General features: G+C 60.0%; 17 protein-coding genes. 15 read left to right on the top strand and 2 right to left on the bottom strand.

Going from position 1 to position 22,701, the window contains the following annotated elements; translation table 11 throughout:
* Window positions 1-547: 547 nt before the first annotated feature.
* From BMX92_RS20310 to BMX92_RS20255, 12 genes are all read left to right on the top strand, one after another.
* Window positions 548-3,373, top strand: a complete 2,826-nt coding sequence (locus BMX92_RS20310) for a TonB-dependent receptor (RefSeq protein WP_093019921.1) — start codon at window positions 548-550, stop codon at window positions 3,371-3,373.
* 54 nt (window positions 3,374-3,427) lie between these two features.
* Window positions 3,428-5,545 (top strand): acylase, encoded by a 2,118-nt coding sequence (locus BMX92_RS20305; protein WP_093019919.1) that lies wholly within the window; start codon window positions 3,428-3,430, stop codon window positions 5,543-5,545.
* Window positions 5,545-6,036, top strand: coding sequence for a hypothetical protein (locus tag BMX92_RS20300; protein ID WP_093019917.1), 492 nt, complete (start codon window positions 5,545-5,547; stop codon window positions 6,034-6,036). The genes BMX92_RS20305 and BMX92_RS20300 overlap by 1 nt, the downstream gene beginning before the upstream one ends.
* Entirely contained in the window at window positions 6,033-7,274 is a 1,242-nt protein-coding gene (locus tag BMX92_RS20295; protein ID WP_093019915.1) for a dipeptidase, read from the top strand. Before BMX92_RS20300 ends, BMX92_RS20295 begins: the two co-directional genes overlap by 4 nt.
* Window positions 7,275-7,303: 29 nt before the next feature.
* Window positions 7,304-8,827 carry an FG-GAP repeat domain-containing protein gene (locus BMX92_RS20290; RefSeq protein ID WP_093019913.1) on the top strand — a complete coding sequence of 508 codons (1,524 nt, stop codon included), beginning with the start codon at window positions 7,304-7,306 and terminating at the stop codon, window positions 8,825-8,827.
* Window positions 8,828-9,638: 811 nt separating this feature from the next.
* Window positions 9,639-10,523, top strand: coding sequence for a LysR family transcriptional regulator (locus BMX92_RS20285; RefSeq protein WP_256213528.1), 885 nt, complete (start codon window positions 9,639-9,641; stop codon window positions 10,521-10,523).
* A gap of 126 nt (window positions 10,524-10,649) precedes the next feature.
* Entirely contained in the window at window positions 10,650-11,621 is a 972-nt protein-coding gene (locus BMX92_RS20280; protein ID WP_177185164.1) for an alpha/beta fold hydrolase, read from the top strand.
* 62 nt (window positions 11,622-11,683) lie between these two features.
* Window positions 11,684-12,313, top strand: coding sequence for a pyridoxamine 5'-phosphate oxidase family protein (locus tag BMX92_RS20275; RefSeq protein WP_093019909.1), 630 nt, complete (start codon window positions 11,684-11,686; stop codon window positions 12,311-12,313).
* Window positions 12,313-12,783: a nuclear transport factor 2 family protein gene (locus BMX92_RS20270; protein ID WP_093019907.1), complete on the top strand. Its 471-nt coding sequence runs from the start codon at window positions 12,313-12,315 to the stop codon at window positions 12,781-12,783. Before BMX92_RS20275 ends, BMX92_RS20270 begins: the two co-directional genes overlap by 1 nt.
* A 15-nt stretch (window positions 12,784-12,798) precedes the next feature.
* Window positions 12,799-13,974 carry a winged helix-turn-helix domain-containing protein gene (locus BMX92_RS20265; protein ID WP_093019906.1) on the top strand — a complete coding sequence of 392 codons (1,176 nt, stop codon included), beginning with the start codon at window positions 12,799-12,801 and terminating at the stop codon, window positions 13,972-13,974.
* A 303-nt stretch (window positions 13,975-14,277) separates the two neighbouring features.
* A complete protein-coding gene (locus BMX92_RS20260; protein ID WP_256213527.1) occupies window positions 14,278-15,186 on the top strand; it encodes a hydroxyacid dehydrogenase in 909 nt (302 codons plus the stop codon).
* 15 nt (window positions 15,187-15,201) lie between these two features.
* The gene (locus BMX92_RS20255) at window positions 15,202-16,590 is read left to right on the top strand and encodes an MFS transporter (protein WP_256213526.1); all 1,389 of its coding nucleotides are present in this window, start codon (window positions 15,202-15,204) and stop codon (window positions 16,588-16,590) included.
* Between the two features lie 67 nt (window positions 16,591-16,657).
* Here the strand turns inward: BMX92_RS20255 and BMX92_RS20250 are convergent, their stop codons facing one another.
* Window positions 16,658-17,719, bottom strand: coding sequence for an MBL fold metallo-hydrolase (locus BMX92_RS20250; RefSeq protein WP_093019902.1), 1,062 nt, complete (start codon window positions 17,717-17,719; stop codon window positions 16,658-16,660).
* A gap of 48 nt (window positions 17,720-17,767) precedes the next feature.
* The gene (locus BMX92_RS20245) at window positions 17,768-17,995 is read right to left on the bottom strand and encodes a hypothetical protein (protein ID WP_093019900.1); all 228 of its coding nucleotides are present in this window, start codon (window positions 17,993-17,995) and stop codon (window positions 17,768-17,770) included.
* A 231-nt stretch (window positions 17,996-18,226) separates the two neighbouring features.
* Between BMX92_RS20245 and BMX92_RS20240 the strand changes: the two genes are divergently transcribed.
* Genes BMX92_RS20240 through BMX92_RS20230 form a run of 3 tightly spaced genes read left to right on the top strand, consistent with a single transcriptional unit; the run spans window position 18,227 to window position 22,490 of the window.
* Complete coding sequence (locus BMX92_RS20240) at window positions 18,227-21,001, top strand: TonB-dependent receptor plug domain-containing protein (RefSeq protein WP_256213525.1); 2,775 nt, start codon at window positions 18,227-18,229, stop codon at window positions 20,999-21,001.
* A gap of 17 nt (window positions 21,002-21,018) precedes the next feature.
* Window positions 21,019-21,705 carry an RraA family protein gene (locus BMX92_RS20235; RefSeq protein ID WP_093019898.1) on the top strand — a complete coding sequence of 229 codons (687 nt, stop codon included), beginning with the start codon at window positions 21,019-21,021 and terminating at the stop codon, window positions 21,703-21,705.
* Window positions 21,706-21,752: 47 nt separating this feature from the next.
* Window positions 21,753-22,490 carry an IclR family transcriptional regulator gene (locus tag BMX92_RS20230; RefSeq protein ID WP_093019896.1) on the top strand — a complete coding sequence of 246 codons (738 nt, stop codon included), beginning with the start codon at window positions 21,753-21,755 and terminating at the stop codon, window positions 22,488-22,490.
* The last annotated feature ends 211 nt before the right edge of the window (window positions 22,491-22,701 follow it).

The raw sequence follows: 22,701 nt of genomic DNA, 5'->3' as shown, positions 1-22,701 counted from the left end.
TGGAAATATGAGGAGAATAGAGCTGTGTTGCGGGCGTTAGCCCCTGAAGCGAATGTGGAATTACCAAGAAGCCAGAAATGCCACAAAAATCGTGAAAGCAGCGTGAATTGCATCGCTCATAGGAACGAATAGCTATTTTCAGCGATATGGAAAATATCTCCACTTGTTCGTCGATTTGGATGCAACAATCGATTTCTGATACGGCACCATCCCGCTCCCCCACCCACCCAACGGCAGTATTCTATGGGTGGTCGGGTGGGGAGCGGGATGGTGCCGGAATGCGCCGGATGGCGTATTCTCAAACGGACTCTGAAACTGAAAGGCTGATCGAGGCCACTGCCGGCGGCGGCACATTCCGGACCAAGGGTATGTAGAGGATTTTCGTCGTATCTTCACCGCCAACCCAACCTCGCCGAACATGTCCTGTAGCGCATCAGGCCGCTCCTTGGCCGTTTCTAAAAAGAGATAATTTTCAGCGTCGATAGCAGAAACCCGATCCGCCTCCGTATCCACCATTGAAAGTTGGAAATTCAATGGGGGCCCAATAATGGCAAGAACATATCTGCATCTAGCTGGCTGCGCCGCGACCGTGATCGTCGCGATGAGTGCGCAGGCTGCTTCAGCAGCGGAACCGGTTGAATTCAAAATTCCCGCACAGTCGATGCAGACCGCACTGACCCTGTTCGCCAAGCAGTCCGGCATGCAGGTCCTCTTCCCCTATGATCAGGTCAATGGTCTTGCGGCAAGGACGGTCAACGGCAAGATGGCGCCTGACGCGGCCCTTGCGCGCCTGATTGCAGGCAGCGGCCTGAAGGTCACCTTGTCGAACGCCAATGTCGTCGCGCTATCCATGCCCGGACGCACAAGCCGCAGCCGTGCCGTGGAAGTTGCAAGTCTGGGTGTAACCGGCCTTCCCTTTGCCATGCAGTCGGCAGGCGCTATTCCTGCCGCTGGCGCGCTGCCGCAGGCCGCCGTAGAGGAAGCACCGGCGAATATCGTCGTCACCGGTTCGCGCGGTCTGGCTCGTACGGTGCAAGACAGCCCGACGCCGATCGACGTCATCAAGGCGGACGAACTGACCAAGACCGGCAAGCCTGGCATTCTCTCGGCGCTCAATACGCTGGTTCCTTCCTTCAATGTGCCCGCGCGCGCGGGCGGCGGCACATCGACCGTCATCTCGACCGGTGGTCTGCGCGGGCTCAACCCGGATCAGACGCTGATCCTGGTCAACGGCAAGCGTCGCCACAAGACCTCGCTCATCAATGCCGTGTCCTCGCTCTATAACGGCTCCGTGCCGGTCGATCTCGACATGATCCCGACGTCGGCCGTCGACCATATCGAAGTGCTGCGCGACGGTGCGGCGGCCCAATATGGCTCCGACGCGATCGCCGGCGTCATCAACATCATCCTGAAGGATGACAATCATGGCGGGTCGGCCAGCTTCTCGGCCGGCCAGAATATGGACCGTTCCGACGGTGAAATCTTCCAAGCCGACGCCAGCATCGGCACAAAGCTGGGCGAGAGCGGCTTTGCCGACTTCTTCATCAGCGCCAAGAAGCAGATGATGTCGAACCGCGCCCGTGCCATCGGTGACTGTACGGCGGTGGGCGACAGCGACTGCCTCTATCTGCCCGTCAATGGCGCGATCGATCCGCGCGAAGCGACCGCCGACCGCATGGTGACCAAGAATTACGGCAACTTCCCGGCCGAGGCGATTACGCTGGGCTATAATGCCGGTTATAATCTGGGCAGCATCGAACTCTATTCCTTCGGCACTTTCGGGCAGCGCGATTCGCAGCTCGACTATACCTTCCGTCGTCCCTCCGCTGCGGAATCGCTGCCGGAAGTCTATCCCAACGGCTTCCGTCCGCGCCGCAACATCAAGGAACAGGATTTCGAATTCGAAGTTGGCGTGAAGGGCGAAATGTCCGGGTGGGACTGGGATCTGAGCAGCGGCTATGGCAAGAACCGCTCGCGTCAGCTCAGCTCGCTGACGCTCAATTCCTCGCTTGGCCCGAGCAGCCCGACCGAATTCTATGTCGGTTCGCTGATTTCCTCGGAATGGAAGACGACGTTCGACATCACCCGTGGCTATGATGTGGGCAGCGGCAATCTTCAGGTGTCGGCCGGCCTTCAGCACCGCCGCGAAACCTATGAAGTGGTCGAGGGGGACGAGGCCAGCTCGGCATTGGGCACCTACAGCTATGTCAACGCTGCGGGTGTGACGGTGACGCCGGAAACGGGTGGTCAGGCGGCCAACGGCTTTACCGCCGAAGATGCCGGCAAGATGGCCCGCAACAACCTGGGCGCCTATGTCGATGTCGCCTATGACCCCAATGAGAAGATCACGATCGGTGGTGCGGTCCGCTTCGAACATTTCGATGATGACTCGGGCGACACGCTGATCGCGAAGCTGAATGGCCGCTATGCCGTGACGCCGTGGCTGTCGCTGCGTGGCGCGGTGAGCACCGGTTTCCGCGCGCCGGGTCTGGCCCAGCAAATCTATGCCACCACCACCGGCCAGTTCCGCATCATCGACGGCGAGCAGGTCCGCTTGCAGATCAAGACGCTGCCGGTCGGTTCGGCCGCTGCCATCGCTTTGGGTGCGCAGCCGTTGACACCGGAAAAGTCCACCAACTTGTCTGCCGGCTTCGTGCTGACCCCGTTCCAGAACTTCACCCTGTCGGTCGATGCCTATCAGATCAAGGTGAAGGATCGTATCGCCATCACCAGCACGCTGACCGGCGCGCCGGTGCGCGAGATTCTGGTCGCCAACGGCCTGTCGCCCTATATCAGCGCGCAATATTACACCAACGCGATCGACACCCGCACCCGCGGTATCGATGTGGTGGCGACCTACAATCACAACATTGGCAGCTTCGCCAAGATGAACTGGAACGTGGGTTACAACTATAACAAGAACATCATCACCCACATCGTCGACAACCCGTCGGAACTGGCGGCACTGGGGGCGGGCTATGTGCTGTTCGACCGCGTGTCGCAGGCGAACCTGACCGAAAATCTGCCGAAGACGAAATTCTATATCGGTAACGTCCTGACGGTCGGCGACTTCTCGCTCAACACCCGCCTCATCCGCTACGGCAAGGTCGCCTCGCTCCAAAACGCGAACACGACGACAGGTCTCTACGACCGCGACCGCTTCTTCGGCGCCAAATGGATGACCGATGCGGAACTGACGTGGAAGGTGAACGAGACGCTGGGCGTGTCAATCGGCGCGAACAACCTGTTCAATGTCTATCCCGACGCGAATGGCATCGCCAGCGCCGCCAACGGATCGGGCTTCTATCCCACGACGATCCCCTACGGCTTCACCGGCGGCTATTATTACGGCCGTCTGACGATTTCTTACTGAGGAAGTGAGCGGATCGTGCGTCAGAAAAACATGTGTGACAAAAGGGGTTCAAAGATGCGTTCGGTATCAGCGGGACTGACGCTGGCTCTGGCCACGCTGGCCGTGGGGGCTTCCGTCCCCATGGGCAGCGGGGTGCAGGCCCAATCGAAGAGCAGCTTCGGCGGCGGCGAGATATTGTGGGACAGCTTTGGCGTCCCTCATGTCTATGGCAAAACGGAAGCGGGCGCCTTCTATGGCTTTGGCTATGCGCAGGCGCATAATCATGGCGACATTCTGCTGCGCATGTACGGGGAATCCCGTGCGAAGGCGGCCGAATATTGGGGCGAAAAATTCGCCAAGCAGGATGAATGGCTGATCGGCAATGATGTGCCGGCACGCGGCCTTGCCTGGTACAAGCAGCAAACGCCGCAGATGCGCTCCAATCTGGACGCCTTCGCGGCGGGCGTGAACGCCTATGCCAAGGCGCATATCGACAAGATCGATCCGGAAGTCCGTCAGGTGCTTCCGCTGACCGGCGTCGACATCATGACCCACGCCCACAAGCTGATGAACTTCCAGTATATCGCGTCCGATCGGCGGGTGCTGGCCGATCCGGAAACTAACGAGGCCGGCGGTTCGAATGCCTGGGCGGTCGCGCCCTCGCGTACCAAAAGCGGCAATGCGATGCTGCTCGCCAACCCGCACCTTCCCTGGGAGCCGGGTCCGCTGACCTATATGGAGGCGCATATCAATGCGCCGGGCATGGCCATTTATGGCGCGACGCAGGTCGGCCTGCCGGTGATGCGCTTCGGCTTCAACAATGATCTGGGTTTCACCAATACGGTGAACACCATGCTGGGGTACAGCAGCTTTGCGCTGACGCTGGCCGATGGCGGCTACAGTTTCGACGGCAAGACGCTGCCGTTCAAGACCGCGCAGAAAAGCTACAAGGTCAAACAGGCCGACGGCTCGCTCAAGACCGTGACCTTCACCCAGCGCTATGCGGTGCAGGGGCCGGTATTCGACCTACCCGGCGGCAAGACGACGATCGCGGTCAAGGTCGCGGGGCTGGATCGCCCCGGCGTGCTCCAGCAATATCTGGACATGGGCAAGGCGCATGACTGGGCGGGCTTTGAAAAGGCGCTGCGCCAGATGCAGGTGCCGATGTTCAATATCGTCTATGCCGATCGCGGCGGCCATATCCTCTACCTCGACAACGGCATCCTGCCCAAACATGCCGAGGGCGACGTGAAGATGTGGTCGAAGCCGGTGGCGGGCGACACGTCGAAGACGCTGTGGACCGATGTGCACAGCTATGACGATATGCCCAAGGTGCTCGATCCGGTGTCTGGCTTCGTCCAGAACGCTAATGATCCGCCATGGCTGTCGACCTGGCCCCGCGTGCTCGATCCCAAGACATTCCCGGCCTATGTCGCCAATGTCGGCCCGGTCAGCCAGCGCGCGCAAATGTCGGTCAAGCTGCTGAGCGAAGGCCCCAAATTCAGCTTCGAGGACTTTGTCGCCAAGAAGCATGAAACGCGTTCGCTGATGGCCGACCGGATGATCCCGGAACTGGAGCGGGCGGCGCAGGGCAATAGCGATCCGGACGTCCGCAAGGCGATCGACCTGCTCAAGGCATGGGACCATCGCGATACGGCCGATGCGCGCGGCGCATTGCTGTTCGAAACCTGGGCATCGATCTTCTCCCCCAACAACTTCACCGACCAGCGCAACTATGCGGTGAAATGGACGATCGACGACCCGCTCCAGACGCCGCGCGGTCTGAAGGACCCGGCCGCCGCCGTCGCGATGCTGAAGCAGGCCGTCGCCAAGACAAAGGAACTTTATGGCGCGGTCGACCGCCCCTATGGCGAAGTGTCCCGCTTCCGCGTGGGGAACACCAGCGTTCCGGGCAATGGCGGCTTCGGCAATACCGGCATTTTCCGCACCATCACCTGGGAGCCGATGAAGAATGGCGAGCGCAAGCCGCGCGCGGGCGAAACCTGGGTCGCGATGATCGAGTTTTCGACCCCGCTCAAGGCGCAGGGCCTGATGAGCTATGGCAGTTCCAGCCAGCCCGGCTCAAAACATATGGGCGATCAGTTGCAACATCTGTCGGAAGGCAAGCTGCGCACCCTGTGGATCGACCGCAAGGATGTAGAAGCCCATGTCGAAGACAGGACGGCCTTCTGATGCGCGGCATGATCCTGACGGCCTGTGCCGCATTGCTGGCGGGCGCTGCTGCGCCCGCCTTCGCCGAACCCTATGACAATAGCGCGCTGACCGGCAGCTATCATTCGGTCCATGCCAAGAGCTTCTGGAGCAACGACCAGTTCCCGAAGAATTTCAGCCTGACGATCGACCTGACGTTCACGGCTTCGGGCATGGACTACAAGTCGGCCAACGACAGCAACAAGGGGCAGGTCCACGGCAACAGCTTTCATGTGGCGCTGGATGACAGCATCACGCCGCTGCCGGGGAAGCCGCGCTATAATCAGGTGCGGATGAAGCAGTTGGGACCGCGCCAGTTCCAGATGCTGGAAAACAAGGATGGCGATGTGATCGTCGGCCAATATTGGCAATTTTCCGAGGATGGGAAGACGCTGACGCGCTGGGGCGTGGGCAAGGCGCCCGATGGCGTGTCCAAGGCGTTTCTTGAAACCTTCGAACGGGTCGAGAAATGACATCCGCATCGGTGAAAGTCACGGTGGCCGTTCTTGCACTGATGGCGGCCGGCGCTGCCACGGCGGCTACGCCCGATGCCCGCAAGGCGCATGAGGGCATGATCGTGCTCGACACCCATTTCGATACGCCCGCCAATCTGGGGCGGCCGGAATGGAACATCATGGACCGCCATGTCGAGGCGATCGACGGCGATCAGGTCGACCTGCCCCGCATGGTCGATGGCGGCGTGGATGGCGGCTTCTTCGCCATCTTCACCGCGTCCGGCCCGCGCACGCCTGAAGGCGACCGCGCGGCGCGCGACTTCGCCATCCGGCGTGGCGTGCAGATCCGCGAGATGATCGCGAAACATGCCGACACATTCTCGCTCGCCATCACCGCCGATGACGCTGAAACGGCGGTGAAGCAGGGCAAGCGCTTCGTGTTCCTGAGCATGGAGAATGGCTATCCGTTCGAGCGTGACATCAGCTTGATGTCCGCCTTCCGCAGTCTGGGCGTCACGATGATGAGCCCGGTGCACACGAAGAATAATGATCTGGCCGACAGTTCGACGGATAAGCCGGAATGGAATGGCTTGTCCCCTGCCGGTAAGGCCTATGTGGCCGAAGCCAATCGGCTTGGCATCCTGATCGACCTGTCGCATGCGTCGGATGAAGTGGTGCGCCAGACGGTGGCCCTGTCGAAGGCGCCCATCATCCTGTCGCATTCGGGCATGCGCGGCGTGTTCGATCATCCGCGCAACATTCCCGATGCGGAAGCGAAGCTGATCGCGGACAAAGGTGGGGTCATCCAGATCAATGCCTTCAACGCCTATATGATCGCGACGCCCAAGATCCCCGAGCGGGAGGCGGCGCTCAAGGAATTGATGGCCGGCTTCATGTCGCGTGCGAACATGAGCGCGCAGGAACGGCGTGACCTGATCGCCAGGCGCAAGGAAATCGACGCCAAATGGCCGGTGCCGCAGGCGACCTTCGACGATCTGATGAAGCATATCCTGCATGCCATCAAGCTGGTGGGGATCGACCATATCGGCATCAGCGGCGACTTTGACGGCGGCGGCGGGATCGAAGGATTCCGCGACATTACCGACTTCCCCAAGGTCACGGCCGCGCTGCTCAAGGCAGGCTACAAGGCCGAGGATATTGCCGGCCTGTGGAGTGGCAACGCCCTGCGCGTGCTGCGCGCGGCGCAGGCGGCCGCGGAGCCCGGCACTGCACCCGCCATCCCCTTCACCAACTGACCCAATCCCGACGATAAAGAGGAACTGCCGTGAATAGCTCCAGCATGATGCGCGCGAAACTGGCCCTGCTGCTCCTGTCGGGCGCGGCGATCGCGGGTGCGCCCGCCATTGCGCAGGCCTCCGAAGCCGGTCAGCATTTCGAGGCGATCCAGCGCGACCTGTTCGATGAACCCGGCTCGCTCTCCAACGCCTGGGCCGATTTCGACAAGGATGGCGACCTCGACTTCGCGGTCACGATGAAGAGCGGCGCGATCCATCTCTATCGCAATGACAACGGGACGTTCGTGCGGGTTGGGGAAGCGATGGGCCTTCCGACCGCAGGCGGTGAGTTCCGCGCGATCAGCTGGGCCGATTATGACGGCGACGGTTGGCTGGACCTGTTCGCCGGCTCCTCGCTGCCCGACAAGCCGAGCGCGCTGTTCCGCAATATCGAGGGCAAAAGGTTCGAGAATGTGGCGGAAAAGGTCGGCCTGACCATGGTCAATCCGGGCCGCGCGTCGCGCCAGAATAACTGGATCGACGTCGATAATGACGGCGATCTCGACCTCTACGCCACCGACCGCATCGGCAAGAACCGTCTCTATCGCAATGATGGCGGCACCTTCAGCCAGATCATGGCCGACACTGACCCGACCGTATTTAAATCGACCGTCGGCGCCTGCTGGCTGGACTATGATCAGGACGGCAAGCTCGACCTGTTCCTGGCCAACCAGTCGGGCAAGACCGACTCGCTCTATCATAATGAGGGTGACCGCTTCGTCGATGTCGCGCCCAAGCTGGGCATGGACATGCCCGGTCGCGGGAAGGAAGATGGCGGCGTCGGCTGTGCCGTGGGCGATTTCGACAATGACGGCCTGCTCGACATCTTCGTGCCCAATTATGGCAAGAATGTCCTGTGGAAGAATGACGGCAAGGGCGGCTTCACCAATGTTGCCGCGCAGATGGGCGTCGATGTCGAAAATCATGCCGTGGGCGCCTCCTGGGGCGACTATGATAATGACGGCTTCCTCGACCTCTATATCACCTCCTACCATGGCAAGACGCCCAATCAGGTGCCGGCTGTCTCGCTCTTCCACAATGAAGGCGGCAAGCGCTTCGTCAATGTGATAGACCAATATCCGATCCTGAACGATGGCGACCATGGCGTGGAATGGGTGGATTATGACGGCGACGGCGCGATCGACCTGACCGTGACGCACGGTTACAGCGCGGTCGGCGGCCATTTCATCTTCCGCAATGTGATGCCCGCCGCGCAGGCCGCGCGCGCGATCAACATCATGCCGCTGGATGCAAAGGGGCTTCCCGCCAAGCCTGGCACCGAAGTCCGCCTGTACGACAGCAAGAAGCGCGTACTGGCAACCCGCATGGTTTCGACCGGCGGCGGTTATGGCGCACAGAGCGTGACGCCGCTGCACTTCGGCCTCAAATCCATGGATATGATCTCGGTCGCCGTTACCTACCTGACGGCCAAGGGGCGCCATGTTCAGTGGGTCAAAAATATTCGTCCTTCCGAATATCGGGGGAAGATCTTGAACGTAAAGTTCAATAACTGATGAAATTATAATATATTGTAATGAATTATTATTGGATCGTCTCTTGTGTTGCAGTCAAGAAATTTACTGACATTTTTGGAATTTTTGCACTGCGATCGCAACGATCGCGCGGCGCAAGTCAATCTCATGTCGCTCCAATATCCAGAATTCATGATAGCATAATCTGCATTTTCTGTATCGCCTGAGCCAAGTTGGTATGAAATGTATCGTCATCGTGGCGGGCAAATTATGTTCAAACGACTTGCAATAAAGAGTGACTGTCCCGGCTATCTGGCGAATATAAGCTGGGTCTATGAGTCTGTTTGGGAATGCGCCTTTGGCGCATCCGCACCGGCCCTCACCCCCACCCGACCGCCCAACAGGGTACCATATGTGGGCGGTCGGGTGGGGGTGAGGGCCGGTGCGGCTACAAAAATGCGCTCTTTCGCGCATTTTTCAAACGGTCTCTATGATCCCGCCTGTATCGCCAGATAGGTGGTGGAAAATTCGCATCGAAAAAGCCCATGGCGTTTGGATATCTTGCCCATATTGCCGTATCAGGCCGCACCGGGACCGCCTTCCCCAGTGACAGACCAGTCTTTCCAGCCATTCCACCGTGAAAAATGCGCACATGCGAGCAGAGCCATGGCCTGTTTGACTATATAGGCCTGCTTCAGGTGTGACGTTGAGTAGCGAGCGATAACCATGGGGGGGACAGACAAGACATCAATCCGGGCCGTCCATATCTGCGGATTGACCGACCCATGGAATTCCGCGCACATCTCCAATCACAGGTGAATTTCGGAGTGTAGTCTTGGATCGATGGCAAGCCATGAAGATATTCGTCCGAGTGGCGGAAAGCGGCGGTTTTGCCGAAGCTGCGCGGCAACTGCATATGAGTCCGCCAGCAGTCACGCGGGCGATCTCCTCGCTGGAGGAGGAGATCGGCGTGCGGCTGCTGACCCGGACGACCCGGTCGGTCAAACTGACCGAGGCGGGCCGTGGCTATCTGGACGATTGTCGCCGCATATTGGCTGATATGGCGGATGCGGACGCAGCAGCATCCGGCGCCCATGGCAATCCCACCGGCACATTGATCGTCACCGGATCGGTGATGTTCGGCCAGATGTATGTGCTGCCGATCCTGCTCGACTATCTGGATCGCTTTCCGGCTGTGACTGGTCGCAGCCTGTTTGTCGATCGGCTGGTGAACATCATCGAGGAAGGCATCGATGTCGCCATCCGCATCGGGCATTTGCCGGATTCAGGGCTGAGCGCCATTCGGGTCGGTTCGGTCCGGCGGGTCATATGCGCTGCGCCGGCTTATTTCGATAACCACGCCGTGCCGCAGACTCCGGCAGAGCTTGTCCATCATCGTATCATCGGCCCGACCGGCGCGTGGGTTTCACCCGAATGGCATTTCGGCCGGGACGGCAAGAGCAGCGTCACGGTCCACCCGCAACTCTTCTGCAACACCAATGAAGCGGCGATCGCCGCCGCCGAGCAGGGCTGGGGGCTGACCCGCGTACTATCCTATCAGGTCGAACCGGCGCTGGCGGCCGGGCGGTTGGTGAAGGTGTTGGACGACCATATGGAAAAGCCGCTGCCGATCCATGTCATCCATGCCGAAGGGCGGCGGGCGGCCGCAAAGGTGCGCAGCTTTGTCGATCTGGCGGTCGATCGGCTGCGGGCCAATCCGCTGTTCCAGCAGCTATGACCATTATTCCATAACAAGGAACAATGACTTCCAGTTTTATCGAATTATCAGGAATAAGGACAAGGATTATCTCTGTCTCCAGAAGCTGATGCGCTTGCTCAGCAGCCCAACAGGGTGGAGGACGTGATGAAGAAACTGGTTATTTCGATGCTGCTGGCGACTGCTGGCATTTCCGCCTCAACTGACGCGATCGCCGCGCCTGCCAGCACTGTCGCGACGCAGGCAGCGCCCGCCACGATCCATTACCGTTACGCCACGATCGACGGCATGAAGATGTTCTATCGCGAAGCCGGCCCCGCCGACGGCCCGGTGGTTTTGCTGCTCCACGGTTTCCCGACATCGTCGCACATGTTCCGCAATCTGATCCCGCTGCTGGCTGATCGCTATCATGTCATCGCGCCGGACTATCCGGGCTTTGGCCAGAGCGACGCCCCCGACCATCGCCAGTTCACCTACAGCTTCGGCCATTATGCCGACATGATCGACACGCTGATGGGCCAACTGGGTGCCAAACGCTATGCCATGTATGTCATGGATTATGGCGCACCCGTCGGCTACCGCCTCGCCCTCAAGCATCCTGAACGGGTCAGCGGCATCATCATCCAGAACGGCAATGCCTATGAAGAAGGACTCGGCGCTTTCTGGAATCCGATCAAGCTCTATTGGAAGAGTGGATCGACAAAGGACCGGGATGCACAGGGCTGGCTCGTCGGCCTTGATGCCACCAAATTCCAATATACCGATGGCGTGCGGGACGTGTCGCGCATCAGCCCCGACAATTGGGTTCAGGATCAGGCGCTGCTCGACCGGCCGGGCAACAAGGATATCCAACTCGACCTTTTCTACGACTACCGCACCAATGTCCCGCTCTACCCGGCGTTTCAGTCCTTCTTCCGCGAACGCAAGCCGCCGGCGCTGATCCTTTGGGGCAAGAATGACACCATCTTCCCCGAGCCCGGTGCGCATCCCTACAAGCGTGACCTGCCCGACGCGGAGATGCATATTCTCGACACTGGCCATTTCGCCCTGGAAGACAAGTTGGATGAAATGGCGCCGCTGATCCGCGGCTTTCTTGATCGCAAGGTGGCGGTGCGCTGAACCTCGACGCGGGGCCATGTCGAAGCATGGCCCCGTATCTGACGGATGACGGGAGACGGACCATGTCCTACGGTTTTCTCGATATCGCCACGACGCCCAGCGTGCGCGCGGCGCAGGCGGAAATGGGCGCGGACGCCCATTGGGCGGCCTTCAGCGGCAATCGCGCCTTTGACCGCTTCACCGACAATGAAGCCCATTTCCTGGCGGCACGCGACAGTTTCTATATGGCGACCGTGTCGGAGGATGGCTGGCCCTATGTCCAGCATCGCGGCGGCCCGGCGGGTTTCCTCAAGATGGTCGATGACCGCACGCTGGCCTTTGCCGATTATCGTGGCAATCGCCAATATATCAGCACTGGCAATCTGGCCGCGACCGACCGGGCCTGTCTGATCCTGATGGATTATCCCCGGCGGGCACGGCTGAAGATATATGCTCATGTCGAGAAGCTGGCGATCGATGCCGATCCGGCGCTCACCGATCTTGTCATGGACAAGGATTACAAGGCGCGGGCCGAACGCATTTTCCGGCTGCGGCTGGAAGCCTTCGACTGGAATTGCCCGCAACATATCACGCCGCGCTTCACGGAGCGCGAAATCGAACAGGCGGTCCGGCCGCTGCATGAACGGTTGGCGCAACTGGAAGCCGAGAACAGGGCGTTGCAGGATCGCCTCGCCAAATCGGGAGACGCATGATGGATAATATCAGACCACCCCTGCCGCCTTTCACTTTGGAGAGCGCGACCGAGAAGGTGCGCCTGGCCGAGGATGGCTGGAACAGCCGCGATCCGGCCAGGGTCGCCATGGCCTATACGCCGCTCAGCCAGTGGCGGAACCGGGCCGAGTTCATCAATGGCCGCTCCGCGATCATCGCCTTCCTCACCCGCAAATGGCAGCGCGAGCTGGATTATCGGCTGATCAAGGAATTATGGGCCTTTGCCGACAACCGCATCGCGGTGCGCTTCGCCTATGAATGGCACGACGACAGCGGCAACTGGTTCCGTTCCTATGGCAACGAGAATTGGGAGTTTGACGAAAGCGGCCTGATGCAGCGGCGGCTCGCCTGCATCAACGATGCGCCGATCAGTGTCGCAGAACGGAAATTCCACTGGACGCAGGGGCGCCGGCCCGATGATCATCCGAGGCTGAGTGCTCTCGGGCTATAGGCAGAATTTGCAGCGATGAAGACGGAAAAGATCGGACTTGCGCTGGCACGGCGCATTGCCTTGGCAGCCCAGGGTTTCGGCAAAAAGCGGCCGGATATGCCCGGCGTCAGTCATCTGCGTCGCACGATCGATCGGGTACAACTGCACCAGATCGATAGTGTGAATGTGCTGGCGCGCGCACATTATTTGCCGGCCTTCTCGCGATTGGGCGCTTATGATCGGGCCGATCTCGACAGGCTGGCATGGGGGGCGGGGCGAGAGCGAAAGTTCTTCGAATATTGGGCGCATGAAGCTTCGCTGTTGCCTTTCGAATTGCAGCCTCTGCTCCGCTGGCGAATGGCCGGCGCAGACCGCGGTGAAACGGGGTGGGCCGGGATGCGTTTGTTCGCCACTGAACGTCGTGCCGAAGCCATGGGCCTGCTGGCGCGTATTCGTGCCGAAGGGCCGATGGCAACATCGGATTTTGAATCGCACAAGGGGCGATCGGGATGGTGGGAATGGAGCGATACAAAGCGCGCATTGGAATGGCTTTTCTGGGCCGGCCATATCACGACGGCGACTCGGCGGCGCAGCTTTGATCGTGTCTATGATGTGCCTGATCGCGTCTTACCGCCCGATGTGCTGGCCATGTCTACGCCCGACGAGACAGAAGCGCATCGCACCCTGATCGAACGGGCTGCGCGCGCGCACGGGATAGCGACAGAGAAGGAATTGCGGGACTATTTCCGCCAGTCGCCTGCGCAGGCACGCGGGGCGATAGACGCGCTGGCGCAGGAGGGCATTCTGATCCCGGTCGCAGTGGAAGGGTTGCGGCACGCCTGGCTGCATCATGAGGCGAGGCAGCCGCGCCGCATCGATGCACGGGCGTTGCTTGCCCCGTTCGACCCGCTCGTCTGGGAGCGCGGCCGGACCGAGCGGCTGTTCGGATTTCGGTATCGCATTGAAATATACGTACCTGCCGAAAAACGGACCCACGGCTATTATGTATTGCCGTTTCTTCTCGGCGATCGCCTGGTCGCGCGTGTCGATCTGAAGGCGGATCGTGCTGCATCGGTCTTGCTGGCGCGTGCGGTGCATCTGGAGCCGGAGGCCCCCACAGACACCTATGATGCCTTGCTTGATGAACTGAATGATATGGCCCGCTGGCTGGGACTGTCTGCCATTCACGTCGGTGCAGCAAAGGGGGATTAGCTGTTATGCGAAGGCTAGTCCCAAAAACCTGCCAAACCCCCGCTGGACCTGCCGACAGAACAGCATCGACCAGATGCGCGTGCTGTGAATGGCGAAGATAGATGAGCGGCATCAATGTCGAATTTATTGCAACGATATTTTGAAATGACGTTGCAAAATATATTTCTAACGATATTGTGCGCCCTGTGAAGGGGCGGGACGCCCCTCGATTTTGGATCGAGGATGAACATGTCGAAACATGCTGCGCTGATTGTCGGTGGAGACATCGCGCCGAAGGCAAGCATCTTAGCGGGGGAGTGCGGATTGGCGCTTAGTTCCTGCAAAAGTTATCCTAGCGAGGATGAACTGATCGAGGCTGCCAACACTATCGGAGCGCAGGCATTGATCTTGCGCATGGGCACGGTCAGCCGTGGCGCGATCGAACGGATTCCAACGCTCAAGGTGATCGCCAAACATGGCGTCGGCTATGATACGATCGATATCGCCGCTGCCACCGATCATGGGGTGATCGTCCTTATCGCTGGTGGTGCCAATGCGCTGTCCGTGGCAGAGCAGGCATTGGCATTGCTGCTCAGCGTCGCGCGCTCCACTGCCTGGCTGGACGGTCGCCTGCGCGCGGGAGCATGGGACAAGTCGACCTATACTGGCGTGGAAATATCCGGCCGTTCCATTGGCCTGATCGGACTGGGTGTAATCGGCCGTACCTTTCTTAATCTTTTGGCGCCGTTCAACATGACGGTGCGCATCTACGATCCCTATCTGGCGGACGATCAGGTGCCGACTGGAGCGGAGCGGGTGGAAACGATCGAGGGGCTATTGGCAACCAGCGACGTGGTCAGCCTTCACTGTCCGTTGACCGATCACAATCGCAATCTGATAGACGCGACCGCGCTTGCCGCGATGAAGCCGGATGCGATCCTCATCAACACAGCGCGAGGTGGCCTAATCGATCAGGATGCGCTCTTTGTTGCGCTGCGTGACGGTGTGATCCGCGGTGCGGGGCTGGACACATTTGCGAAGGAGCCGATATCGGCGGATAGCCCCTTGTGGACGCTGCCCAATATCGTGGGGAGCCCTCATGTCGGGGCCAATACGCTGGAGGCGCGTGATCGCGTCGGCATGTCCTGCGTCGACCAGATCATGGCCTATCTGGATCATGGCGAAATCGACGTGCGCAATCATGTGAATCGTATCGTTAAGGCCGCGGCCTGACGGCGCCTGTGATTCGTGGGGGGCTTTGACACCGACCCGCGGCGAGAAAAGAAGAGGCGCAACCAAGCGCCCGCTCTTGAGTCTGAGGAGAGTGAAGCCATGAGTTCCGATCGCGCCCTTGAAGCGCAGACGATGCGTAAGGTGACCTGGCGCTTGTTGCCGTTTCTGATGCTCTGCTACCTTATGGCATTCATCGATCGTACCAATGTCGGCATGGCCTCGCTCCAGATGAACGCCGATGTGGGGCTGAGCAGCAAGGTGTTCGGCTTTGGCGCCAGCCTGTTCTTCATTGCCTATTTCCTGATGGAAGTACCCAGCAACCTGATGTTGCAGAAGGTCGGTGCCCGGTTCTGGATCGCGCGTATCATGATTACCTGGGGGCTGGTATCGATCACCATGTCGCTCGTCTGGAATGCCCCCTCTTTTTATGTGATGCGTTTCCTGCTGGGCGCAGCGGAGGCTGGCTTCTTCCCTGGCATTATCCTGTACCTGACCTACTGGCTGCCACCCCGATACCGAGGCCGCTTCCTTGCCTTGTTTGCCATCGCCATTCCGGTGTCGAGTTTCATCGGCTCGCCCTTGTCCGGCGTGCTCCTTGCCATGAATGGTCTTGGCGGGCTGCGTGGCTGGCAATGGCTCTTCATATTGGAAGGCGTGCCGACGGTTCTGCTGGGTATTGCTTGCCTGAAGGTGCTGACGGATCGCCCGGCACAGGCGACGTGGCTGAGCACGCAGGAGCGCGACTGGTTGCAGCGCGAACTGGCCGCGACTGCGCAGCAAAAGCCGATGGTCAGCGGTTCGGCCTGGCGCCTGGCCGTCACGCCAGCCTTCTGGGCGATGGTTATCGCCTGTTCGGGCGCGTCGGCAGCCGGCAGCGTGCTCAGCATCTGGCAGCCGCAATTGCTCAAATCCTTCGGCCTGACCGACCTGCAGACTGGCCTTATAAACTCCATCCCATACGGCGTGGCGTCAATCGCCATGGTTTTCTGGGGACGTCATTCGGATCGTACCAATGAACGGCGCTGGCACACCGCCCTGCCGCTCATCCTCATTGCGGTCGGTGCGGTCGGGACTTTTGTGCTGAGCGGGCTGGCGCCGACCGTCCTGCTGCTTACCTTCGTGCTGGTGGGCGCCTATTGTTTCAAGGGGCCGTTCTGGAGCATGGCCTCGACCTGGTTGTCGGGCAGCACTGCGGCTGCGGGCATTGCTGCGATTAATGCGACGTCCAACCTCATCGGCGGTGGCTTGATGATCAATGTCTATGGCTTCATCCATGACGCCACAGGCAGCTATGTTCTGGCGTTGCTGCCTTTGGCTATTCTGACATTGGCCAGTGCGACCGCAGTGGTGATCGTGGGCCGTGGGGTAAAGGCTGGACGGGCTGCAGAGGTGATCCGCGCCTGAGACAAAAAGGGGAGGGGCTTGAGGCTCCTCCCCTTGCCAACCATCGCGACCCCCGGCTCCTATGCGATTACGGTTTTGCCGGAGGCCGCGTGGGCAACATCGTCCCCGGCGCGGCCTTCGATACCGCTTCGTCAATGTCGGCGCTCAGGCACATCCGCCATTCGGCATCGTAACGGACGACACCTTCTCGGCCCACGACATAGGGATTGGGATCGCCGGCCTTACGATTGGCGAGGGCCGTTACCCGAGTCAGTCCGTCGTCGCCAACTGTATGATTGGACAGCACGACATCGGCCTGCATCAGGTCGGTATAATCGGCGAAATGATTGAGCGACCTGCGGAATTCCAGCAATGACGCCACGTCACGCGGGGAACCCTGCCCGCCGAACAGCGATGCCATATGCGGCATCCCTTTGTCGGTGACGGGAAAAAGCAACGATATTGTGCCTGGCGTATGGCCCGGCGTCATCAACACTGTCAGCGTCCGGTCGCCCAGTGTGACTTGTTGTCCGTCGGTGAGGAAGAAATCTTCCCCGGCCTTCACCGGCAACTTGCCCCATTTGGGGTCGCCCTCCCAATCTTCCCGGCTCATTCCAATCCGGGCGCCCGACAGGGCCTTGAGATAAGCGGCGCCGCCGAAATGATCGAGATGATTGTGAGTGATGAGGATGATCCGGATACGCCGGGGATCGAGCCCCAGAGCCCGCATGTTCGCGACGATCACATTTTTGGCGTCCGCTTCGGTGGTCAGCGTATCGAGCAGGATGATGCCGTCCTTTGTATCGATCGCCCAGATATTGTTTTCCGCAGTGCCGATCGAATAGACCTTGTCGAACACCTCAATCGGTTTGGGGGCAGGGGCTTTCAATGGCCGGCGTTCCCTCAACGCCTGGCAGCGATAGTAAAGGGTGACGGGCCAGAGCTGGCCGCCAGCTTCCGCCGCCATATCGGCGTAGGCGCGTGCGCCGGGCGCACTATAGCCGCCGGCCTCGCGCATCTCTTTCACATTATGGATTTCCGGCCGACCGCCATTGGGGTTGGCCGACGTGATCTTCTGCTCCTGCGCCAGTGCTGGGACGAACGCGATCTGCGCTGCCAGCGAGGCGAGAAGCCATGAGGGAGGTCGCATAATCTCTCCTTGGTTTTGTGATGGGTTAGAGGGAAAGGGCGGCAGCTGTCAGGAAGATGATGCGATCATGATGACGCGCTGTGTGACCCGCTGTGCCAGTGAATGGCGTACGGGCCGCCCCGCGATCAGTTTGCGCCAGCTATTGTAACTGATGCCGAACCGATCGTTCAGCGCCTCGTCTGTCTGACCGGTGACCAAGGCCTTCATCATGTCGACAATTGCGGGGTCGAGGCAGGCTTGGCCCCTGAGCGCAGCAGCGCTGTCTCTATCAGTCATCCCACATTTCCATGCTGCCTCTCCCGTCGATCGATTTCTTCGATCCGGCGCCAAGAATAATAGCGATATATAAAAACGCAACGACGTTTCAGAATTATGTTGCAATGAATTTCGAAGCGGATAGAAGCTGCCTTCACATCCACAAATGGATAAATATCGGGAGAGGGTCTGATGGAAATGGTACGGTCGCACGCTCGCATGATGCGGGTTTCATTGCTCGCTGGCGTTGCGATGAGCTTCGTGGTTGGGCCTGTTGCTTATGCGCAATCAACGGAAGCTGACGCTACCCGGGCCATTGCCGATCAGCCGCAGCCGACCGATCAGGGCGTCTCCACGCCGGATCAGTCGACGACAGACATTGTCGTCACCGGATCGCGGATCGGCCGCAGCGGATTTACCACGCCGACCCCCGTTACCGTACTCAACGCCGACCAACTGACCAAGGCTGCGCCGTCGACCATCGCGGATTCGCTACGCACTTTGCCAGCGCTCACCGCGACCAGCGGTCCGCAGCGCGCCAGCGGCACGCAGGGCGGTGGTCAAAGCTTCCTCAATCTGCGCAACTTGGGCGCAACTCGTACCCTGACACTGTTGGACGGTCGTCGCTTCGTCGCTGCCAGCCAGTTCGGCACGGTGGACGTCAACCTGCTGCCTTCGGGCCTGATCCAGCGTGTCGACGTGGTGACCGGTGGTGCTTCGGCGGCTTATGGCTCGGATGCCGTCGCCGGCGTGGTCAACTTCGTCCTCGATACCAAATATGAAGGGCTGAAGGGCGAATTCTCTTCGGGCATTTCCAATGAGGGCGACAATCAGGAACTGCGCGGCACGCTGACCGGCGGCATTTCGCTGGCCGACAATCGTCTGCATCTGCTCGCCAGCGCCGAATATTATCGCAATAAGGGCATATTGGAAGGTGAGCGTGACTGGGCACGGCGTGGGTCCAATCTGATTAATGGCCCGGCTGGCGGCCCCGCGCTGATCGCAGCGGAAGATGTCCGCGCAATTGGCAGCTATGGTGGTATGATCACCAGCGGCAATGGCGGCACGGCTGCGCAGAATGCGCTGTTCCGTGGTCTGCAATTCGGTCCGGGCGGCACTGTCAGCGCCTATGACTTCGGTTCCTACACCACAGCGACCCAGCAGATCGGCGGCGACGGGGTCAACACCGAACTACTTCAGGAAATCAACCGCCCGTTGGAGCGCGCTTCCTTCTTCGGTCGCGCCGAATATGACCTGACCGACAACTGGTCGATCTTCGGCGAAGCCTCCTATGGCACGACCTCGACCCGCTATTCGACGTCGACCAACCGCCATCTGGCGACCAATCCCATCACCATCCGCCGCGATAATGCCTTCCTGCCCGCGCAGGTGCAGGCGATGCTGGCGGCCAACCCCAACGTCACCTCGCTCACCATGCTGCGCTGGTCGGTCGAAGGCGGACTGGCCGACGTCGCTGTTGATACCGATACGGATCGTTATGTCGCAGGCTTCAAGGGCGAACTGGCCGGGCTGAAGATCAACGGCTATTATCAGCATGGCCGCACCAAACAGCGCACCGACGTCATCAATAATGAAATCACCGCCAACTTCACCCGCGCGGTGGATGCTGTGGTCAATCCGGCAAACGGACAGATCGTCTGTCGTTCGACCCTGACCAACCCCAATGACGGGTGCGCGCCCTTCAACGTGTTCGGTCAGGGATCGCCTTCGGACGCAGCGCTCGCCTACACGCGCGGCACCAGCCGTACCGACTCGACCTTCAAGGAAGATGTCGCCGCAATCAACATTTCGGGCACGTTGTTCGAAGGCTGGGCTGGCCCCATTTCCTTCGCGACAGGTGGCGAATATCGCAAGGAACAGGCGGAACTCAGCGTCGATGATATTTCGCATGCGGGTGGTTTCCTCTTCGCCAACCCGCAGCCCTGGTCAGGCAATTACAATGTCAAGGAAGGCTATGTCGAAACGGTCATCCCGCTACTGAAGGACCTGCCCTTCGCGAAGGATGTCGAATTCAACGGCGCCATCCGTTATACGGACTATTCGACCAGCGGCGGTGTCACGACATGGAAGGCAGGGCTTAGCTGGACGCCGTTCGATTCCCTGCGGCTGCGTGCAACCCGTTCGCGCGATATCCGCGCACCCAACCTGTCGGAACTCTTCACCAGCGGCCGTACCCAGTCGGCCACTGTGGTCGATCCGTTCATGGGCAATGTGCGTACGTCGGGCATCTTTATCACCACGACCGGCAATCCCAATCTGCAACCGGAAAAGGCCGACACACTGACTTTGGGGGCGGTCTATCAGCCGTCTTTCGTGCCCGGCTTCAGCATTTCGGCCGACTATTATGATATCAAGATCAACGACGCGATCGGGTCGCTGTCGGCGCAGCAGGGCGTGGACCAGTGCTTCGCCGGCAACCAGTTGGCTTGCGGCTTCATCACCCGCGATGCGGCCGGCAACATCGCGGCTTTGACGGCCTATCCGATCAACCTGTCGACGCTCGAAACCAACGGTGTCGATGTGGAGCTCAGCTACCGCGTGCCTTTTGCCGACGATGCCACATCGCTTTCGGTGCGTTCGGTCATATCCTATGTCGGCAAGCTGGCGACGACCACGCCGGGTTCACCCTCGATTGACCGGGCCGGCGAAGTGGGCATCAATTCCAACCCGCACTGGCGCTTTAACGCGCAGGCCGACTTCACGCGGGGCAATTTCAACTGGTTCAACCAGGTCCGCTTCATTGGCGGTGGTCGCTATGACAATACCAAGGGGCCGGCAGCCGTAGAGCTTCAGACTATCAAGCCGCAGGCCTATTGGGACATGCGTTTCGCCTACAAGTTCCAGGATCTGGGCAAGGGCGCTGAAATGTATCTGAACGTGCAGAACGTCCTCAATCAGGATCCGCCTTATGCCCCCGGCGATGGGTCCATCGCAGTCGCCACCAACACGCAGCTCTACGACACATTCGGCCGCGTCTTCCGGGTCGGCTTCCGTTTCAACTTCTAATCTGACTGGAGTGAAGAATGAGCATTGGTTTTCGCGTCCTGCCCGTCGAACGCCGGGTATCCGCCGAACTGGTCAACCAATATCGTGACCTGCCGGTGGCGAATGTCAGCGACGCGATGAACCGCATGTTTGCCGGTGGGGCTGCGCTTCGCCCCATGCATGGCGCCAATCTGGAGAGCCGCGTTCTGGCAGGCCCGGCCGTGACGGTGAAGGCGCGACCCGGCGACAATCTGATGCTGCATCGCGCCCTCGACATCGCCCAGCCGGGTGATGTCGTGGTGGTGGACGCTGGTGGCGATCTTACCAACGCGCTGATTGGCGAATTGATGGTTGCCCATGCGGAAAGCCGGGGTCTGGCGGGCATCGTCATTTTCGGTGCCATTCGCGATGTTGCGGCGATCCGCGCCGGCACTTTCCCGGTCTTCGCGGCAGGCGTCACGCATCGAGGCCCCTACAAGGACGGTCCGGGCGAAGTAAATGTGCCGATCGCGATCGATGGCATGGTCATCCATCCCGGCGACCTCATAGTCGGGGACGATGATGGTTTGCTGGCGGTTGGGATGGATGATGCGGAAGCGATCTATGCCAAGGCCAGCGCCAAGCATGCCGCCGAAACCGCACAGATGGAAAAGATCAGGCGCGGCGAAAATCCGCGCGCCTGGGTGGAAGAGACGCTCAAGCGCCTCGGCTGCGAAGGCGTTTGATAGCGGTTGATCTGTTCGCTACAGCAGTCTGATTATTGAGGATTGCTATGGCGACGGACGTAAAAGACAGACCGGCATTGGAAGGTGTGGCAGCACTCGAAAGAGGGCTGCTGCTCCTCACCTGCTTTAAACAGGGTGATGGAGTGGTGGGATTGGCCGAACTGGCCGAACGCACGGGCCTCGTCAAAAGCACGATCCTGCGACTCGCTGTGTCGCTGGAACGCTATAATCTGATAGTACGAATGCCCGATGGGCAATATCAATTGGGCAGCGAGGTTGCCCGGCTGAATTCGGTCTTCCGCGAAAGCAACGACCTTGAACGGCATATCCAACCGATCCTGGCAAAGCTGGCAGTTGAAACGGAAGAGACCGCAACCTTCTATGTCCGTCAGGGCGACGTGCGCCTCTGCCTGTTCCGGGTGAATTCTCCCAGCAGTCTGCGCCTGGATGTGCAACCGGGTACGCAGCGCCCGCTTGACGGTTCCGCTTCCGCCCAATTGCTCCAGCTTTTCGAACAATGGCCTGACGTGAAGCCGGATTTGCCGCCGCTGCCGATCTATACCTCCGGCGTTACGACACCACATGTTGCATCCATGTCCGTGCCGGTGATTGGGCATGGCGATCGTCTGATCGGCGCGCTAAGTCTGGCCGGCCCGGAAGTGCGATTGAGCGAAGGCCGTGCACGGCTGCCGCTGCCGCTGCTGCAGGCAGGGCTGGCTCTTTGCCGGTCGCTCGGTGGTGATGCGGAAGCGATCTATCGCGTGCCGATTGCTCTGGCGACCTGACCAAGGTTGGAAGAACAGCAAACAGACTCTTATGTCCTGCGAAGACAGCATCGCATATTAACCCGGCACCGGCATAGGACAGTGAAACCGATGGTTTCGCCATAATATGTTCAGCCTTCTACACCAGCCTCCGAAAGCCAGCGTTGAATTAGATGTCCCTCAATATGGGATTCCTCAAACTTCGCTACTGCCTGAACTCCTCATGGAGAAA

Source organism: Sphingobium sp. YR768 (assembly GCF_900111125.1).
Lineage (GTDB): Bacteria > Pseudomonadota > Alphaproteobacteria > Sphingomonadales > Sphingomonadaceae > Sphingobium.
Note: the sequence above shows the minus strand (reverse complement) of the source record. Positions and strands in the feature narration are given on the sequence as shown.

Excerpts from the sequence above, each read along its gene's own strand:
- BMX92_RS20245 (WP_093019900.1), bottom strand. The coding sequence starts at position 17,995 with ATGACTGATAGAGACAGCGCTGCTGCGCTCAGGGGCCAAGCCTGCCTC.
- BMX92_RS20240 (WP_256213525.1), top strand. The coding sequence starts at position 18,227 with ATGAGCTTCGTGGTTGGGCCTGTTGCTTATGCGCAATCAACGGAAGCT.
- BMX92_RS20300 (WP_093019917.1), top strand. The coding sequence starts at position 5,545 with ATGCGCGGCATGATCCTGACGGCCTGTGCCGCATTGCTGGCGGGCGCT.
- BMX92_RS20310 (WP_093019921.1), top strand. The coding sequence starts at position 548 with ATGGCAAGAACATATCTGCATCTAGCTGGCTGCGCCGCGACCGTGATC.
- BMX92_RS20285 (WP_256213528.1), top strand. The coding sequence starts at position 9,639 with ATGAAGATATTCGTCCGAGTGGCGGAAAGCGGCGGTTTTGCCGAAGCT.
- BMX92_RS20230 (WP_093019896.1), top strand. The coding sequence starts at position 21,753 with ATGGCGACGGACGTAAAAGACAGACCGGCATTGGAAGGTGTGGCAGCA.
- BMX92_RS20265 (WP_093019906.1), top strand. The coding sequence starts at position 12,799 with ATGAAGACGGAAAAGATCGGACTTGCGCTGGCACGGCGCATTGCCTTG.
- BMX92_RS20295 (WP_093019915.1), top strand. The coding sequence starts at position 6,033 with ATGACATCCGCATCGGTGAAAGTCACGGTGGCCGTTCTTGCACTGATG.
- BMX92_RS20280 (WP_177185164.1), top strand. The coding sequence starts at position 10,650 with ATGAAGAAACTGGTTATTTCGATGCTGCTGGCGACTGCTGGCATTTCC.
- BMX92_RS20275 (WP_093019909.1), top strand. The coding sequence starts at position 11,684 with ATGTCCTACGGTTTTCTCGATATCGCCACGACGCCCAGCGTGCGCGCG.
- BMX92_RS20250 (WP_093019902.1), bottom strand. The coding sequence starts at position 17,719 with ATGCGACCTCCCTCATGGCTTCTCGCCTCGCTGGCAGCGCAGATCGCG.
- BMX92_RS20305 (WP_093019919.1), top strand. The coding sequence starts at position 3,428 with ATGCGTTCGGTATCAGCGGGACTGACGCTGGCTCTGGCCACGCTGGCC.
- BMX92_RS20235 (WP_093019898.1), top strand. The coding sequence starts at position 21,019 with ATGAGCATTGGTTTTCGCGTCCTGCCCGTCGAACGCCGGGTATCCGCC.
- BMX92_RS20270 (WP_093019907.1), top strand. The coding sequence starts at position 12,313 with ATGGATAATATCAGACCACCCCTGCCGCCTTTCACTTTGGAGAGCGCG.